Annotated in this window: 15 protein-coding genes; 5 read left to right on the top strand and 10 right to left on the bottom strand. The window is 70.4% G+C overall.

Translation table 11 applies throughout. The features are described from left to right. Positions 1 to 85: 85 nt before the first annotated feature. The 3 genes from ACFZDJ_RS09975 to ACFZDJ_RS09965 form a co-directional block, all read right to left on the bottom strand. The gene (locus tag ACFZDJ_RS09975; RefSeq protein ID WP_390934195.1) at positions 86 to 2,029 is read right to left on the bottom strand and encodes a protein kinase; all 1,944 of its coding nucleotides are present in this window, start codon (positions 2,027 to 2,029) and stop codon (positions 86 to 88) included. An 85-nt stretch (positions 2,030 to 2,114) separates the two neighbouring features. Next, complete coding sequence (locus ACFZDJ_RS09970) at positions 2,115 to 2,603, bottom strand: MarR family transcriptional regulator (protein ID WP_390934194.1); 489 nt, start codon at positions 2,601 to 2,603, stop codon at positions 2,115 to 2,117. After that, positions 2,600 to 3,247 carry a type 1 glutamine amidotransferase family protein gene (locus ACFZDJ_RS09965; RefSeq protein WP_389602739.1) on the bottom strand — a complete coding sequence of 216 codons (648 nt, stop codon included), beginning with the start codon at positions 3,245 to 3,247 and terminating at the stop codon, positions 2,600 to 2,602. The genes ACFZDJ_RS09970 and ACFZDJ_RS09965 overlap by 4 nt, the downstream gene beginning before the upstream one ends. Before the next feature lie 177 nt (positions 3,248 to 3,424). On the opposite strand from ACFZDJ_RS09965, the gene ACFZDJ_RS09960 reads away from it, so the two are divergent. The 3 genes from ACFZDJ_RS09960 (at position 3,425) to ACFZDJ_RS09950 (ending at position 6,549) form a co-directional block, all read left to right on the top strand. After that, positions 3,425 to 4,780: an aminotransferase class III-fold pyridoxal phosphate-dependent enzyme gene (locus ACFZDJ_RS09960; protein WP_390934193.1), complete on the top strand. Its 1,356-nt coding sequence runs from the start codon at positions 3,425 to 3,427 to the stop codon at positions 4,778 to 4,780. A 251-nt stretch (positions 4,781 to 5,031) separates the two neighbouring features. Further along, entirely contained in the window at positions 5,032 to 5,727 is a 696-nt protein-coding gene (locus ACFZDJ_RS09955) for a GntR family transcriptional regulator (protein WP_391057564.1), read from the top strand. A 171-nt stretch (positions 5,728 to 5,898) separates the two neighbouring features. Then, entirely contained in the window at positions 5,899 to 6,549 is a 651-nt protein-coding gene (locus ACFZDJ_RS09950; protein ID WP_054231368.1) for a hypothetical protein, read from the top strand. Between the two features lie 99 nt (positions 6,550 to 6,648). Here ACFZDJ_RS09950 and ACFZDJ_RS09945 read toward each other — a convergent pair whose 3' ends face one another. The 5 genes from ACFZDJ_RS09945 to ACFZDJ_RS09925 form a co-directional block, all read right to left on the bottom strand. Next, positions 6,649 to 8,466: a 5'-nucleotidase C-terminal domain-containing protein gene (locus ACFZDJ_RS09945; protein ID WP_390934191.1), complete on the bottom strand. Its 1,818-nt coding sequence runs from the start codon at positions 8,464 to 8,466 to the stop codon at positions 6,649 to 6,651. A 232-nt stretch (positions 8,467 to 8,698) separates the two neighbouring features. Continuing rightward, positions 8,699 to 9,103: a hypothetical protein gene (locus ACFZDJ_RS09940; RefSeq protein WP_391057864.1), complete on the bottom strand. Its 405-nt coding sequence runs from the start codon at positions 9,101 to 9,103 to the stop codon at positions 8,699 to 8,701. Positions 9,104 to 9,108: 5 nt separating this feature from the next. After that, positions 9,109 to 9,372 (bottom strand): hypothetical protein, encoded by a 264-nt coding sequence (locus ACFZDJ_RS09935; RefSeq protein WP_257016653.1) that lies wholly within the window; start codon positions 9,370 to 9,372, stop codon positions 9,109 to 9,111. Between the two features lie 117 nt (positions 9,373 to 9,489). After that, positions 9,490 to 10,413 (bottom strand): hypothetical protein, encoded by a 924-nt coding sequence (locus tag ACFZDJ_RS09930; protein WP_391057560.1) that lies wholly within the window; start codon positions 10,411 to 10,413, stop codon positions 9,490 to 9,492. Positions 10,414 to 10,549: 136 nt separating this feature from the next. Next, entirely contained in the window at positions 10,550 to 10,975 is a 426-nt protein-coding gene (locus ACFZDJ_RS09925; RefSeq protein WP_391057558.1) for a hypothetical protein, read from the bottom strand. 115 nt (positions 10,976 to 11,090) lie between these two features. Between ACFZDJ_RS09925 and ACFZDJ_RS09920 the strand changes: the two genes are divergently transcribed. Further along, the gene (locus ACFZDJ_RS09920) at positions 11,091 to 11,939 is read left to right on the top strand and encodes a Scr1 family TA system antitoxin-like transcriptional regulator (protein ID WP_391057555.1); all 849 of its coding nucleotides are present in this window, start codon (positions 11,091 to 11,093) and stop codon (positions 11,937 to 11,939) included. Next, the gene (locus ACFZDJ_RS09915) at positions 11,936 to 12,172 is read left to right on the top strand and encodes a DUF397 domain-containing protein (protein ID WP_391057553.1); all 237 of its coding nucleotides are present in this window, start codon (positions 11,936 to 11,938) and stop codon (positions 12,170 to 12,172) included. The genes ACFZDJ_RS09920 and ACFZDJ_RS09915 overlap by 4 nt, the downstream gene beginning before the upstream one ends. 40 nt (positions 12,173 to 12,212) lie before the next feature. On the opposite strand, the gene ACFZDJ_RS09910 is transcribed toward ACFZDJ_RS09915, so the two are convergent. Next, complete coding sequence (locus ACFZDJ_RS09910; RefSeq protein ID WP_391057551.1) at positions 12,213 to 13,352, bottom strand: DNA glycosylase AlkZ-like family protein; 1,140 nt, start codon at positions 13,350 to 13,352, stop codon at positions 12,213 to 12,215. A 211-nt stretch (positions 13,353 to 13,563) separates the two neighbouring features. After that, positions 13,564 to 14,847 (bottom strand): adenylosuccinate synthase, encoded by a 1,284-nt coding sequence (locus tag ACFZDJ_RS09905; RefSeq protein ID WP_054231366.1) that lies wholly within the window; start codon positions 14,845 to 14,847, stop codon positions 13,564 to 13,566. Positions 14,848 to 14,998: the final 151 nt, after the last annotated feature.

Below are 14,998 nucleotides of genomic sequence, written 5' to 3'. Positions count from 1 at the left end.
GTGCGGTCACCGTACGGCTCGAGGCGGGAACATCCGGCGTACGCCGGGTGAAGTTCAGCGACCGTTCAACCGAACTGACGGCTCGTCAGCCGCTCTTCGTGTACGTCAACGACTCGCCCGAGCCCGTGTTCACCCGGCGTAGTCGGCCATCGGACAGAAGGGTGATCTCGGAGGCGGCGCCCGGGGAGCAGGAGGAGATCGGTGCGCCGCCGGTGACTTCGGAGGGCCCGATCACCAGGGGGCCGCCGGCGCCGGGGGCGGCGGTCAGTTCGGCCCGGAAGACGCAGTGGTAGGTGCTGCTGCCGGACGGACCGTCCGCGACGAGCGAGAGGACCGTGTCACCCACCGCACCCTGCTGGATGGTGAGTCGGCGGGTGTTGTGGCCCGTCGCGTTGTCGATGGAGGCGTCCCAGGTGCCGAGGAACCCCTCCGGGATCGTGCCGCCCTGGGAGGCCTGGGAAGAGGGCGAATCGGAAGGGGAGGAGGAGGGATCAGAGGGGGAGGGCGGGGGCGAGTCGGGGGAGGTCGGGCTCGTGGACGCGGCCGAGGACGCCTTCGCGTCGTCGCCGCCCTTGGCCGGGCCGCCCTGCATCAGCGCGTAGACGGAACCGCCCGCGCCGAGCGCGACGACCAGCGCCACGACGATCAGGGCGGCGGTGGAGCGGCCGCTTCTGCGCGGCGGCTCGGGCTCGGGGACGCCCGCGGGGCCGTACGGCGTGGTGGGCATGCCCGGGCCGTACGGCGGCGTCGGGCCGTACGAGCCGGGAGCGCCCCAGCCGCTCTGCGGATAGCCGTACGCGGGCGGGCCGGTGGGGCTGGGGTGTTGCTGGGGATGGCCGTACCCGGGGTGCGCGGCGGGCGGCGCGGCCGGTGGGGGCGTCTGGCCGGCGCCCGCGACCAGCGTCGGGAGGTGGTCCGGCGAGGCCGGTCCGCCCGGCGGGGGCGGGGTGGCGGCGTGCTCCGGGGCGACCTCAGGAGCGGGAGCGGGGGTGGGTGCGGCAGAAGGCTTGGACAGGTCCAGGGCCGCCGGGGCGGATCCCGGGGCCGGTTCCGGAGCGGGGACGGTGGCCTGGTGCGCGGGCGGCGCCGGAGCCGGTGCGGGGCGCTCGTCCGGGTTCTCCGTGTCCAGCAACCGCACGGCGTGCCGTCCGAGTTGGGCCACCAGCGCGCTGGGCAGCCACGGGTCGCGGGACCGTCCGTCCACGACGGTGTCCTGCGCGCCGATGCGCTCCAGGATCTCGTCGAGGTCGGGGCGGGCGGCGGGGTCCTTGCGCAGACAGTGCCGTACGAGGTCGGCGAGGCCCTCCGGTACGCCGTCCAGGTCGGGATCCTCCTGCGCGATGCGGAACATCATCGCGTGCACCCCGCTGTTCGCCACCCCGAAGGGCAGGGCACCGGTGGCGGCGTACGCGAGGACCGAACCCAGGCAGAAGACGTCGCACGCGGGCGTGACGCGGTCGCCGCGGACCTGCTCGGGCGCCATGAATCCGGGCGAGCCGACGAGGGCGCCGGTGCGGGTGAGGCCGCCGTCGGTGACGGTCTCCAGGGCGCGCGCGATCCCGAAGTCGATGACGCGTGGGCCGTCGATGGTCACGAGAACGTTGGAGGGCTTGAGGTCGCGGTGGATGAGTCCGGCCGCGTGGATGTCCTTGAGGGCATGGGCGAGTCCGGCCGCGAGGATGCGGACGGAACGTTCCGGTAGCGCTCCGTGGTCGTGGCCGACGACCGTCTGGAGGGAGGGTCCGGCGACGTATCCGGTCGCGACCCACGGGACGGCGGCCTCGGTGTCCGCGTCGAGGACGGGGGCGGTCCACAGGCCGCCGACCCGGCGCGCGGCCTGCACCTCCTGGCGGAAGCGGGCCCGGAACTCCTCCTGCGCCGCGAGTTCCTCGCGCACCAGCTTCACGGCGACGGTACGGCCCCGGTCGGAGCGGGCCAGATAGACGCGCCCCATGCCACCGGCACCGAGCCGCGCGAGCAGTCGGTACGCCCCGATCTGCTGCGGTTCCCCCGCCCCCAGCTTCTCCATCGTCGTGCCGCCCTCCCCCGTGCCTGCGCAAACCGCCCGAGGCCGAGGATAGTGCGGCCCCACCGGGAGGTGGGTGGGGCGGTGTCTACGGTTCAGTAACAGCACCTGGCGTTTTCGTGACGTCCGTCGCGGCCCCGTCGATCTCGTCGAGAACCGCCGACAGTCGCTCCAGGATCCGTACGGTCTCGGCGAAGCCGTCCTCCCCGAGCGCCCGCGCCAGCCGGTCGGCGAGGGCCGCGTGGCCGGGGCCGATCGCGGCGACGGCGCTGCGGCCGGCGGCCGTCGGGGAGAGCAGTTTGGCGCGGCGGTGGGCCGGGTTGGGCAGGTACTCGGCGAGGCCCTTGCCGACGAGCAGATCGGCGACGCGCTGCACGCTCTGCCGGGTGATGCCCATGACGCGGGCGATCCCGGCGACGGGGAGCGGCTCGGGGAGCACCGCGCCCAGCACCTGCCACCAGGCGGCGGTCAGCCCCGCGGGGCCGGCCAGCTCGTCCGCCACGGAGAGGAACTGGCCGTTGAGCCGGAAGACACCGAGGGCGGCGCGGCTGAGGAGGTTCTGTCGTTCCCGGCTCATCGGGCGGCCTCCTCGGCGGGCCTTGAGGCCTTCTCCAGTACGGCGTACGCGGACGCGTCGGAGTCGTGGAACAGGCGGTACCAGGCGTCAAGCACCTCCCCCTCGTACACCCCGAGGAGCCGCAGGACCTCCCGGGCGAAGGCGACGGGCTCGGTCGGTCCGGCGGTGACGAGGTCGCCGTCGGTGACGGCGTCGGTGTCCACGTACCGCCCGGCGCCCCGGTAGCCGGTGGCGGCGAGGTAGAAGGACACGGCGCTGGTGTGGTCCCGGTCGTCGAGGAGCCCCTCGCGGGCGAGCCCGGCCGTCGCCCCGCAGATCGCGGCGACCGGCACGCCCGCGTCGAGGAAGGCGCGGGCCTTGCGGGCGAAGGGGGCGAGGTCGTCGGAGGTGTCCCAGAGGTCGGCGCCGGTGAGGATCAGCAGGGAACTGTCCTCGGGGCGGAGTTCGTCGAGCGCGAGGTCGGGCTGGATCCGGAGACCGCCGATCGTCGTCACCGGCTCCCGGGTGGGGCCGACGGTCCGGATCTCGTGGCCGGCGCGGGCGAGATACGCGGTGGCGTGACCGGTCTCCCAGTCGGCGTAGGTGTCGTAGACGGCGAGGTGGACGGGACTGCCGTGGTCGCTCGTCGCGCTCATTGCGTTCATCACTCTCTCCTCGCGTGGACCAGGGCTGTGCGATATGTCAGCATGCTGTCATGTCGACAGCGTGCTGTCAATGTACGGTTGCCGGCGGCCAAGCCCGACAGACTGTCGTGGAAAGCCCCCGGTCACAGACAGGACGCCGATGTCGCGCCCCCTCCGGGGACATTTACGCTTCGGCGCATGACCCCTCAGCCCAACCCCCAGGTCGGCGCCGCTGTGAAGGCCGCGGACCGCGCGCACGTGTTCCACTCCTGGTCCGCGCAGGAGCTCATCGACCCGCTCGCCGTCGCCGGCGCGGAGGGGTCGTACTTCTGGGACTACGACGGCAAGCGGTATCTGGACTTCACCAGCGGGCTCGTCTTCACCAACATCGGCTATCAGCACCCGAAGGTCGTCGCCGCGATCCAGGAACAGGCCGCAACCCTGTCCACGTTCGCGCCCGCCTTCGCCGTGGAGGCCCGTTCGGAGGCGGCCCGGCTGATCGCCGAACGGACCCCGGGCGACCTGGACAAGATCTTCTTCACCAACGGTGGCGCGGAGGCCGTCGAGAACGCCACGCGCATGGCCCGGCTGCACACCGGCCGTCCGAAGGTCCTCTCCGCGTACCGCTCGTACCACGGAGCCACCTCCACCGCGATCAACCTCACCGGTGACCCGCGGCGCTGGCCCAACGACAGCGGCGCGGCGGGCGTCGTCCACTTCTGGGCGCCGTTCCTCTACCGCTCCCCCTTCCACTCCGACAGTGAGCAGCAGGAGTGCGAGCGGGCGCTTCAGCACCTGGAGGACACGATCGCCTTCGAGGGGCCGGGGACCGTCGCGGCCATCATCCTCGAGACGATTCCGGGGACCGCGGGCATCATGACGCCGCCGCCGGGCTATCTCGCGGGGGTGCGCGCGCTCTGCGACCAGTACGGGATCGTCTTCATCCTGGACGAGGTCATGGCGGGCTTCGGGCGTACGGGGAAGTGGTTCGCGGCGGACCACTACGACGTGACGCCGGACCTCATGACCTTCGCGAAGGGCGTGAACTCGGGCTACGTTCCGCTCGGCGGTGTCGCGATCTCCTCGGCGATCGCGGAGACCTTCGCCCGGCGGCCCTACCCCGGGGGACTCACGTACTCCGGGCATCCGCTGGCCTGTGCCGCCGCCGTCGCCACCCTCAACGTGATGGAGGAGGAGGGCATCGTCGAGCAGGCCGCGCGGATCGGGGAGACGGTGCTCGGGCCCGGGCTGCGGGAGCTCGCCGCGCGGCATCCCAGTGTGGGTGAGGTGCGCGGTACGGGGGTGTTCTGGGCGCTGGAGCTGGTCAAGGACCGGGAGACCCGGGAGCCGCTGGTGCCGTACAACGCCGCCGGTGAGGCCAATGGGCCGATGGTCGCGTTCGGAGCCGCGGCGAAGGCGCGGGGGCTGTGGCCGTTCATCAACATGAACCGGACGCATGTGGTGCCGCCGTGCAATGTCTCCGAGGGGGAGGCGAAGGAGGGGCTCGCGGCGCTGGACGAGGCGTTGTCGGTGGCGGACGAACACACCGTGTGACGCGCGGGGGGGGTTTCTCGCCCCCGCCGCCCCTACCCGTCCCATCCCCCAGGGGCTCCGCCCCTTCGACCCCGGGGCATGCGGGTCGGCTGCGGGTGGGTGGGGGCTGAGCGCGCAGTTCCCCGCGCCCCTGGGGGCGGGGCTGCGCCCCGTATCCCGGGCCCCTGAAAGGCTCGGGTCCGCGTAAGGTGACGTGCTCATAGTGGAAGCACACGCACGTGCACCCGTACGCGATGAGGGAGCGAGAGACCATGCCCGGCACCGGCGGCAACGGCGCCGTAACCCGTAGCACCCTGCGGCAGCAGATCGCGGACGCGCTCCGCGACGAGGTGCTGGCAGGCCGGCTCCGGCCCGGGCAGGCGTTCACGGTGAAGGAGATCGCCGAGCAGTACGGCGTCTCCGCGACCCCCGTCCGCGAGGCCCTCGTCGATCTGTCGGCCCAGGGCCTCCTGGAGGCGGACCAGCACCGCGGCTTCCGCGTGCACGAGTACTCGCCGGCCGACTACCGCGGCATGATCGAGGCCCGGAGCCTCGTCACCGACGGGATGTTCCAGAGTCTCCTCGCCTCAGGCATGGCGCAGGCCGACGATCCGCGCACCCTCGCCGCCCTCGCCGGGGTCCGACGCCGCGGCGAGGAGGCCCAGCGTGCCGCGACGGCCGGCGACCTGAACATCCTCATCGGCTACGACCTGCGCTTCTGGCGCGAACTGAGCGCCCTCTTCGGCAACGCCTACCTCGCCGACTTCCTGCACCGCCTGCGCGTCCAGTCCTGGGTGTGCACGGTGCAGCACCTGCGTCGGGTGGAGGATCTGAAGGGCCACCTGTGGGCGGGCCACACGGAGCTCGTGGACGCGCTGGCCCGCCGCGACCCGGGCGCGGCGCACGCGATCGTCACCGCGTACAACAAGCACTCCCTCGCCCTCCTCGAGCGCCTGACCGCCGGATGAGCGCGACGTAAGGTCGTGCCGGGAGGCGCGCGCGCCGGTGCGACGGATGGGCGCACGGGATGCGGGCACGGGGTGTGGGTATGGGATCCGCACGAGGGGGACTGAGGACGGGTCCCACCCATTACGCTTCCCTGACCACCGTGCTTCCCAAGGAGCTAGAGGAGCCGTCTGTTGGCCTGTGACCTGTGGCTGGTCCCGCTCGTCGACGTGTTGTGCCACACCCCCGACAATCCCTTCGCCGAGGAGCTGGCGCTCTACGACAAAGCGCTGGGCGAGGCCGGACTTCCGCCGGTCCCGGTGTACGCGTACATGCCGGGGCTGTCCGGCGACGTGGCCCCCGTCGCCGGTTTCGACTACGACGCGCTGCACTTCCTGCGCCGGGCGTATCTGCTCCAGATGTGCGGCCTCGCGGTGACCCCGGTGGACGAACTGGGTGGCGACTACGAGCAGTTGCTGGAGATGTTCGAGACGAACGCCCAGCAGTCGCACCTCGTGTGGCACTACGACCACGCGGGCGCGTACGTCCCGGTCGACTTCCCGCACCCGCTCGCCAATGATGAACTCCTCGCCGGGGGCGGCCCTCTGGGCTCCTCCCAGACGCTGCTGCGCGAGCTGGAGTTCGTGGCCCCGTCGATCGGTATCGACCCGGCGAACCCGCCGGCCGCCCCGCAGCCGCCCATGGCTCCCACGGAGCTGGAGGAGCCGGCCGCGCCCGCCCCGTACGACGCGAGTCCGTTCGCGCGCGAGCGGCATGTGTGGCTCGGCCTGCACGCGGCGGCGACGCGCAGCCTCGCCCAGGGATCGATGATCATCTTCAGCTGAGGCGCACCCCGGCCGGACAGGGCCTGGGGGTGGGAGTGGGGGCCGTCGGCCGGGTGATCCGGTCGGCGGCCCCGCCTCGGAAGAAGAGGGCGCTACGGCTCAGAACACCGGCGTCCCGTCCTGTGTCAGCTTCCAGTTGGTGACCGCGAAGTCGGCCGGGTCGAGGGTGCCCTTGGCCGTGACGTAGTCGATCATCAGCTGGCGGATCTCGTTGGTGGAGCTGTACGCGATGTCGGCGGCCGCGATGTGCGGGTAGCCGCTGCCCCCGTTGGCGCGGTAGTTGTTGACGGCGACGACGAAGACCTGGTCGTCGGCGACCGCCGCGCCCTTGTAGGTGAGGTTCTTGATGCGGGAGCCCTCGGCCTGCGCGATGTCGATGTCGTACTCGACCCCGGCGGCGGTGTCGTACATGTAGTCCCAGAAGCTGTTGGCGTTGGTGAGGGTGGCCGTGTCCACCTTCGTGCCGGACGGGACCTTGTAGTAGTACTTCGCCGCGTACTCCAGGTAGTCCTTGAGCTGGGCGCCCGTGAGCTTCTTGCCGTACAGGGTGTTGTCGTAGATGTAGAGCCCGGCCACGTCGCGGATGGTGACGTGGCCCGCCGGGATGTCGGCGGTGCGGCTGAAGGGCGCGGCGACGGAGATCAGAGGGAGGGCGGCGTCGGCGGTGGACAGGCCGGAGGCCACCGTCGCCATCTGGACCTGGTGGATGAAGTCCATCACCGGGACGTCCTTCCAGCAGGCCTCGGCCGCGGAGAGGTCCGCGGTGCAGGTGCCGACCGGGGTGTTGACGTACTTCACGACCAGGTCGTGGTCGGCCTTGAGGAGCCTGGTGATCTCCGGGTCCTCCTCGACCGTGTTGCTGTTGAGGGTCTGCGCCTTGGTGCTCGTCACCTTCCACTGGCCGTGGTGGAGTTCGAGCTCGAAGTCGAAGACGGTCAGGCGCATGCCCCAGCAGTACGGCTCGGAGAGGACGACGTCCTTGCCGGTCTCCTCGTTCTTCACCGTGTACGACGAGACCTCGACGTGCGTGTGACCGACGAGGATCGCGTCGATGCCGGGGACCTGCTGGGCGACGAGGTTCGAGGCGTTCTCGACGTACGGCAGCTCACTGCCGTACGACGAACTGCCGTCCAGGCCCGAGTGGTCGGTGAGGAACACGACGTCGCACCCGAGGGCACGCATCCGCGGGACGTACTTCTTCGCCTGCTCGACGAGCCCGGTGAACGCCATCTTCCCGGAGACGTTGTCCTTGTCCCACAGGGCGATGCCCGGGTTGGTGAGGCCGAGGATGCCGACCTTGATGTCCGGGGCGCCGGGGACACAGATGCGCTTCACGGTGTACGGCTGGAAGGCCGGACGCAGCGTCTTGGCGTCCAGCGCGTTGGCGCCGAGCAGCGGGAAGTGACACTGCTGCTCGAACTTGCGCAGGGTCTCGATGCCGTAGTTGAACTCGTGGTTGCCGAGCGCGGCGGCGTCGTAGCGCATGGCGTTCATGGCGACGGCCATCGGGTGCTTGGGCCCGTGCTTGCCGGTGGCGGGGACGATCGGGTCCACGCGCGCGTAGTAGTACGCCAGCGAGGTGCCCTGGATGATGTCGCCGGCGTCGACGAGCAGGACGTGGTTCTCGCCCTTGGCGGCGCGCTGCTGCTTGATGAGGGTGGCGACGCGGGCGACGCCGACCGAGTTACCCGCCTTGTCCTTGTACGTGGCGTTCGTGTAGTAGTCCCAGTCGAAGACGTGACTGTGCAGGTCGGTGGTGCCCAGGATGGAGAAGGACCAGGTACGGGGCGCCTTCTCGGGCTTGTGGTCCGCGGCCTGGGCCGGGGTCGCGGCGACGGCCCCCGCGACCGTGACGGCCGCCCCGGTGACGGCCGACTTCTTCACGAACTCCCGGCGGTTCATGGGATTGACGGGCATACATGTCTCCTGGGACTGGCTGGGACTTGGCTGACGGGAGCAACTGCGCGAGTCGTGCGGGGACTTCGGGCACTACACGCGTAGATGGTTGTCGGGTCCCAGCCGGTCGGGAACCAGGAACAGGCCATGTCCAGGTCAAGGATGGGCATGGTGTAGCAGCAAATGGTGCCGGTGTACCCCGCGAACAAGTGCGGGGCACACCGGCGGCGGACCGGGCTCACCCGGTCATGGGTCACCGCTGCCGCGGCAGCCTGATGGTGCGCACGAGGGGCATGTCCGCGTACAGATCGGGGTCGGTGGTCACGACGTGGCGTCCGTTCGGCCAGTCCGCCGTCGGGCGGGACAGGTGGACCGCGTGACCGAGCCGCCACTCAACTCCGTCGCGCAGCAGCGCGCCAACGGTGGACGCGCCCGCGAAGTCGAGCTCGACGATCTCGGCCGCGGGCAGGGCGCCCACGTGCTCGGCCAGCCCCTTGCGCCGGCCGTCGGCGGCGGCCAGACAGAGCGCGGGCACGTACACGTGGCGGGTGGGCCCGTGCTCGGTGTTGGAGATGAACTGCGAGGCCAGCGAATTCCCCGACCCCAGCGCCAGCAGAGCCGACTCGTCGAAGACGACGGCCGTCGATCCCACCCTCATCCCGCTCACAGGCTGTCCACGGGCCGACCGGCCTCCAGGTCCTGCCAGACCTTCTCGGCCCTGTCGTGGTCCTCGTCCGTGAGCGTCACGCCGAAGTGCGTCTCGCAGTACGCCTTCGTCTCCTCGTACCGCTTCCGCAGCTCCTCCCGCGTGGGCGTCGCCCCGGCCAGCTCGGCGATCAGGTCGCGCATGGTCATCCCGCGCTCGCGGGCGAGCACCATGAGGCGGTCACGGACAGCGGGGTCGACCTTGACGGTGGTGTCAGCCATGACGAAAGTATACCGGTGGTATACCATCTCGGACCGCTCAAGCAATGTGGTCATAGCACCTTTCTCGGTTGGGGTGGCCCGGCTTCACAGGCATGCGGCCGGGAGTCTGCTCGGGCCCTACGCGGGCTCCGGGTGCCCGCTGAGCAGCGCGCGGACCAGTGCGCCGCCGCGCCGGGCGGCCTCCCGGTAGGCGGTTGCGCCGGGCCTGCGGAAATCGACGGTGCGGATCTCGACGGTTGTGGCCGGAGCGGCTGCCGGCCCGGCTGGCTCAGCGGGCCCCGCTGGCCCTGCCAGCCATGCTGACCCTGCCGGCCCAGTCGGCTCTGGGGCCGCTGGGCGCTTGCGGCGCAGGCGGTCCTCGATGAGGGCGCGGGACGAGTACACCGGGGAGGGCAGCCCCTGTGTCAGCGCAGACCGCACCTGTGCGCTCGTCGCACCCCGCTCCCACCACTCCTCCACCAGCGGCGCGAGCCGCAGCGCCTCGGCGCCGCCGAGGGCGAGCCGGGGTTCTGCGCGGCCTAGCGAGCCGAGCAGCTTCGCGGCGAGCGCCGTGCGCGCGGTCGGCGCGACCTCGCGCTCGCCCTTGCCCTTGCCCTCGGGCTCGGGCTCGGGCTCGGGTGGCGGGGAGGGAGGTTCTTGTTCCCGGGTCTTTTCTCCCGAAGGGAGAGCGCCCGCCCCGGCGACGTCCGACTCACCGGAGGCCAGGTTCTGGATTTTTTCGGGTTCACCCGCAGGGGGCTCGTTGTCGTACGGGGTATCGAACACCTCGTACACCGTGAAGAGTTGACCCGACTCCCCGTCCTTGCGGACCACCCGCCGCAGATACCGGGATTCCTCCAGCTCCCGCAAGGCGGCCGCGATCCGCGCCCGCCCCTCCTTGCGCTGCTCGGCGAGCGTGCGGATGGTGGCACGGGCGCCGTTCGGGAGGCTCAGGAGGTACGTCAGTACGCCAACCGCGCACCAGGAGAGGCTCCGGTCGCGGAGGAGGGCGTTGCTGAAGACTGAAAAGGCGCGCGTGGGCGTCGTACGATGAATACGCATCCGGAGGGTTTGCTCCTGGTGTCGAGCCCCCGGGTGTTGGCGCACCGCGGGGGCGTTTCGTTGGCGTGACTCTATGGGCACTCAGAGCGACCAACGCAAGCCGAACTCCCTTTTCCCCGGCAGACCTTCGCGTTCTTCACCCCTGGGAGTGAAGCGCCGAGCGCAGGAGCAGGGCGTGGACCAGGCCGCCGTCGGCGCGGGGGCGGTAGCGCCAGCTCAGGGGCCATGTCTGGCCGCCCAGGGCCGGTACGGGGACGTACGAGATGCGCTGTGGGCCCGCGGTGAGCCTGGTGACTCCGTCGGGCCAGGTGCGGTGCGAGGTGCTGCCGGCCGGGACCAGGAAGTACACCGCGCGGCACCCGTTCGCCTCCTCGACGACCGGGCCGGGATCACCTCCCGTCATCTTCGCGAGGGCGTCGGCGACTTGGCGACCGGTGTCGCCGTCCACGCGTACGGCGTCGAACTGGACGCCTGCCTTGCGGAGTTGGATGCCGGTGACGGGGATCCAGTCAGGGATGAATGGGGGTTCGGCGAGGTTTGTTTCGTGACTTTGTGTATCCATGGGGACAGTTTCGGCAGGCGGGGCTAGCGTTTCCATGACTCTGCGTTATCCCTCGATCACAGTCGGGTGCGGGTGGCGTCGGGTTGAGACCGGTTGGGATCAGTTGAGTTCGGGGGTGACCGCAATGGCGCGGGCGGAGAACAAGACGGAGGCGGGCGGGACGGCGCAGCTCGTAGCCGCCCTGGCGAGAGCCCTGCGGGAGCAACAGCAGCTGTCTCAGGAGCAGTTGGGCAAGAAGATCGGTTACACCGGCTCGGCGATCAGTGCCATGGAGACGTGCTCCCAGCCCGCGAGCGACCAGATGCTGGTCAAGCTGGAGGAGACGATCGGCGGCGGGCTCGGCGTCTTCGAGAAGGCCCGCACGTTCGTCCTGCTGGACAAGTACCCGCCACAGTTCAAGGACTTTTCCCTGATGGAGGCGGCGGCGGTGACGTTGTCCTCGTACGAGACCTTCGTGGTCGACGGGCTCTTCCAAACGCCCGAGTACGCGCGCGACTTGATCAGCGGCAGCTTTCCGAAGCCGTCCGAGGAGAAGGCGGAGGAACTGGTCGAGGCCCGTATGGCGCGCAAGGCGCTCTTCGACCGCGACCCGACCGCGATGATCGAGCTGATCCTCGACGAGTCCGTACTGCGGCGGCCGTTCGGGACATGGGGCGTGCATCGCGGGCAGCTGCGCTCGCTCGCCGAGGACGCCCGGCGGGACAATGTCAGTGTCCAAGTGGTGCCGCTGGAACGCGGGCTGCGTGGCGGCCACGCGGGCGATCGCGGCAGCATGAAACTGGTGGAGACCGAGGAACACCACCACGTGGCGTACCTGGAGATCGAGGACGAGAGCGTTCTCGTCAGCAATCCCGCCAAGGTGGCGCGGCTCTCCCACCGCTATGCGAAGATCCGGACACAGGCCCTGAGCCCGGACGACTCACTGAGCCTCATCGAGCGGCTGGCAGGAGAAGAGGGGAAATGAGCAGCGCACTGCGGTGGTTCAAGTCGAGCTACAGCGACGGCGGCGGCGGCAACTGCGTCGAAGTCGCCTACGCCTGGCGCAAGTCGTCGTACAGCAACGACAGCGGCGGCAACTGCGTCGAAGTCGCCGTCTGCCCCCACACCATCCACATCCGCGACTCCAAGACCCCCGGCGGCCCCTCCCTCACCGTCTCCGGCGAAGCCTGGGCCGCGTTCCTCTCAACTGCCTCCTGAGCGACGTGGCGGCGGCCCTGAGGGCCGCGGGGCGGAGCGGTCAGCCCTTGACGATCACGCTCTCGGCACCGGGAAACCCCTTGTCCCACCAGTGTCCGTAGCGCCGGTAGACGGCTGGATCGCGGTCGGCGAGCAGCGCGGACAGCTTCTCCGCCTCCTCGGTCAGACCTTGCCACGCAGCCTTGTCGAGTTTGCGGAAGGCGGTCAGTTCCAGCCCGCCGTCGGCTGCGCGCCACACGCCTGCGACCTGCCCGTCGACGAGCAGGCAGGGCAGCATGTCGCCGTTGCGCCGGACCACCAGCGGCCGGTACTCCTGGGGCACGACCCGGCCGGGGACGGCGTGGGCCAGCAGCGTGCTGTCCCACATCGGCAGCAGCCTCGGCGGCGCCGGGGTGTCCTCGGCAGGCACGGTTGCCCCTGCCAGGTCGAACAGGGCGGCGCGGCCCGGACCTGTCACCCGCACCACCTGGTCTCCGAGCTCGTGCAGCGCCTGGGTGATCACTGGGCGCCCCAGCAAGGTGAACCGGGCGAAGTCCTGGGCCGACGCGGGCCCGAACGCCCGCAGATAGGCGAGCAACAGCCGCTGCGCCCCGGCTGCCGCGTCCTGTGGCGCGGACCCGGGGGCCATGGGGGAGGCGAGGTAGGCGTTCGGCTGTGTGAACGACCACGGGCCGCCGGTCGGCACATGATGTATCGGCGCGTACGTCCGCAGCGCCCACCACACGCGGTGCGCGTGCCCGCCGAACCGCCTCGTGACCTCCTCCTCCACCTCGGCGCCGGTGCGGGGTCGCACCAAGAACCCAACAAGCTTTGGGAGCAGCGCGTCGGCGTCGGTGTGGGTCAGCTCTGTCGAGGTGAAGCGGCGGTCATAGAGCCGCGACGCCCGCAGAGTGCTCAGCATGGCGGCGTGGTAGGGCGCGTAGTCCTCGGCGTGGACGGCGTGCAGCGTGATCCGCATGAGGGTCGCCTTCACGATCCGGCGGTCCGCGAACGCCGCATCGAGATCCTCGGGCGCGAAATCCCGCAAGCGGTTCCACAGCGCCAGGTACGGCGACGCCGGTGTCTGTGCCTGCACAGCGCAGACCCGGCGAACCGCCTCTGCCACATCAAGGCACCGGCGTTCGAGCAGGAGCTGACGGTCCAAGGTGGAGAGCGCGAGCTGTCGCACAGTGAGGCTCATGGCCGGATTATGCCGCCCCCCGCAGTCGCGGGCGTCGGCCGCCGAAGCGAGCGATACCTGGTCGTACAGGGGGTCTCCGGCGAGGGCGCCGGCCGCATCGGCGCCCCGTCCCGCACGGGTTCCTGCCGCCTGATGGAAAACGGGGAGGGGCGCCCGGCCGGACGCCCCTCCCCGCACTGAACACGTGCGCCGCACGCGCACCACACCCGTACTAGATGAACGAGTTGATCTCGATCGTCTCGTCGCGGCCCGGGCCGACTCCGATCGCGGAGATCTGGGCGCCGGACATGTCCTCCAGCGCCTTGACGTACGCCTGGGCGTTCTTCGGCAGGTCGGAGAAGGACTTCGCCTTGGTGATGTCCTCGGACCAGCCCGGGAGGTTCTCGTAGATCGGCTTCGCGTGGTGGAAGTCGGTCTGGGAGTACGGGAGTTCCTCGACGCGCTTGCCGTCGATCTCGTACGCCACGCAGACCGGGATCTCCTCCCAGCCGGTCAGGACGTCCAGCTTGGTGAGGAAGAAGTCGGTCAGGCCGTTCACACGGGTCGCGTAGCGGGCGATGACCGCGTCGAACCAGCCGCAGCGGCGGTCACGGCCGGTGGTGACACCGCGCTCGCCACCGATGCGGCGCAGCGCTTCGCCGTCCTCATCCAGGAGCTCGGTCGGGAACGGGCCCGAGCCGACACGGGTCGTGTACGCCTTGAGGATGCCGATGACCCGGCTGATCTTCGTCGGGCCGACGCCCGAACCGGTGCAGGCACCGCCGGCCGTCGGGTTCGAGGACGTCACGAAGGGGTACGTGCCGTGGTCGATGTCGAGGAGCGTGCCCTGGCCGCCCTCGAAGAGCACGACCTTGTCCTGCTCCAGCGCCTGGTTCAGGATCAGGACCGTGTCCGCGACGTACGGCTTGAGCCGGTCCGCGTAGCCCAGCAGCTCCTCGACGACCTGCCCGGCCTCGATGGCGCGGCGGTTGTAGAGCTTGGTCAGCAGCTGGTTCTTGACCTCGAGGGCCGCCTCGACCTTCTGGGTCAGGATCGACTCGTCGTAGAGGTCCTGGATACGGATGCCGACGCGGTTGATCTTGTCCGCGTAGGTGGGCCCGATGCCACGCCCGGTCGTGCCGATCTTCCGCTTCCCGAGGAAGCGCTCCGTCACCTTGTCGACAGTGACGTTGTACGGCGTGATGATGTGAGCGTTTCCACTGATCAGAAGCTTGGAGGTGTCGACACCGCGCTCGTTCAGTCCGTTCAGCTCGGAGAACAGGACCGACGGGTCGACGACGACTCCGTTTCCGATCACCGGAGTGCACTCCGGCGTGAGGATTCCGGAAGGGAGGAGGTGGAGGGCGTACTTCTGATCACCCACGACTACCGTATGGCCGGCGTTGTTGCCGCCCTGGTAGCGCACCACATAGTCCACGGATCCACCGAGCAGGTCGGTGGCCTTTCCCTTGCCTTCGTCACCCCACTGAGCACCGAGCAGCACAAGTGCGGGCACAGGCGTACACCCCTTCCGGGCGGGGCATGTCCAAGGTCGGGGACGTACGCGGCTGGTTTTCGATACGGCTGCGTACGCCGGCGACCTCCTTTGGCCGCGACCGTCGGACCGGATGCCCCGGAATAGACGAAGCCCCTGGCGCAATAGCGCA

The organism is Streptomyces sp. NPDC007896, from assembly GCF_042959425.1.
In the GTDB taxonomy this organism is placed as follows: Bacteria; Actinomycetota; Actinomycetes; order Streptomycetales; family Streptomycetaceae; genus Streptomyces.
Note: the sequence above shows the minus strand (reverse complement) of the source record. Positions and strands in the feature narration are given on the sequence as shown.

Coding starts and splice junctions, on each gene's coding strand:
- ACFZDJ_RS09975 (WP_390934195.1), bottom strand. CDS start 2,029: ATGGAGAAGCTGGGGGCGGGGGAACCGCAGCAGATCGGGGCGTACCGA.
- ACFZDJ_RS09970 (WP_390934194.1), bottom strand. CDS start 2,603: ATGAGCCGGGAACGACAGAACCTCCTCAGCCGCGCCGCCCTCGGTGTC.
- ACFZDJ_RS09965 (WP_389602739.1), bottom strand. CDS start 3,247: ATGAACGCAATGAGCGCGACGAGCGACCACGGCAGTCCCGTCCACCTC.
- ACFZDJ_RS09960 (WP_390934193.1), top strand. CDS start 3,425: ATGACCCCTCAGCCCAACCCCCAGGTCGGCGCCGCTGTGAAGGCCGCG.
- ACFZDJ_RS09955 (WP_391057564.1), top strand. CDS start 5,032: ATGCCCGGCACCGGCGGCAACGGCGCCGTAACCCGTAGCACCCTGCGG.
- ACFZDJ_RS09945 (WP_390934191.1), bottom strand. CDS start 8,466: ATGCCCGTCAATCCCATGAACCGCCGGGAGTTCGTGAAGAAGTCGGCC.
- ACFZDJ_RS09940 (WP_391057864.1), bottom strand. CDS start 9,103: ATGAGGGTGGGATCGACGGCCGTCGTCTTCGACGAGTCGGCTCTGCTG.
- ACFZDJ_RS09935 (WP_257016653.1), bottom strand. CDS start 9,372: ATGGCTGACACCACCGTCAAGGTCGACCCCGCTGTCCGTGACCGCCTC.
- ACFZDJ_RS09930 (WP_391057560.1), bottom strand. CDS start 10,413: ATGCGTATTCATCGTACGACGCCCACGCGCGCCTTTTCAGTCTTCAGC.
- ACFZDJ_RS09925 (WP_391057558.1), bottom strand. CDS start 10,975: ATGGATACACAAAGTCACGAAACAAACCTCGCCGAACCCCCATTCATC.
- ACFZDJ_RS09915 (WP_391057553.1), top strand. CDS start 11,936: ATGAGCAGCGCACTGCGGTGGTTCAAGTCGAGCTACAGCGACGGCGGC.
- ACFZDJ_RS09910 (WP_391057551.1), bottom strand. CDS start 13,352: ATGAGCCTCACTGTGCGACAGCTCGCGCTCTCCACCTTGGACCGTCAG.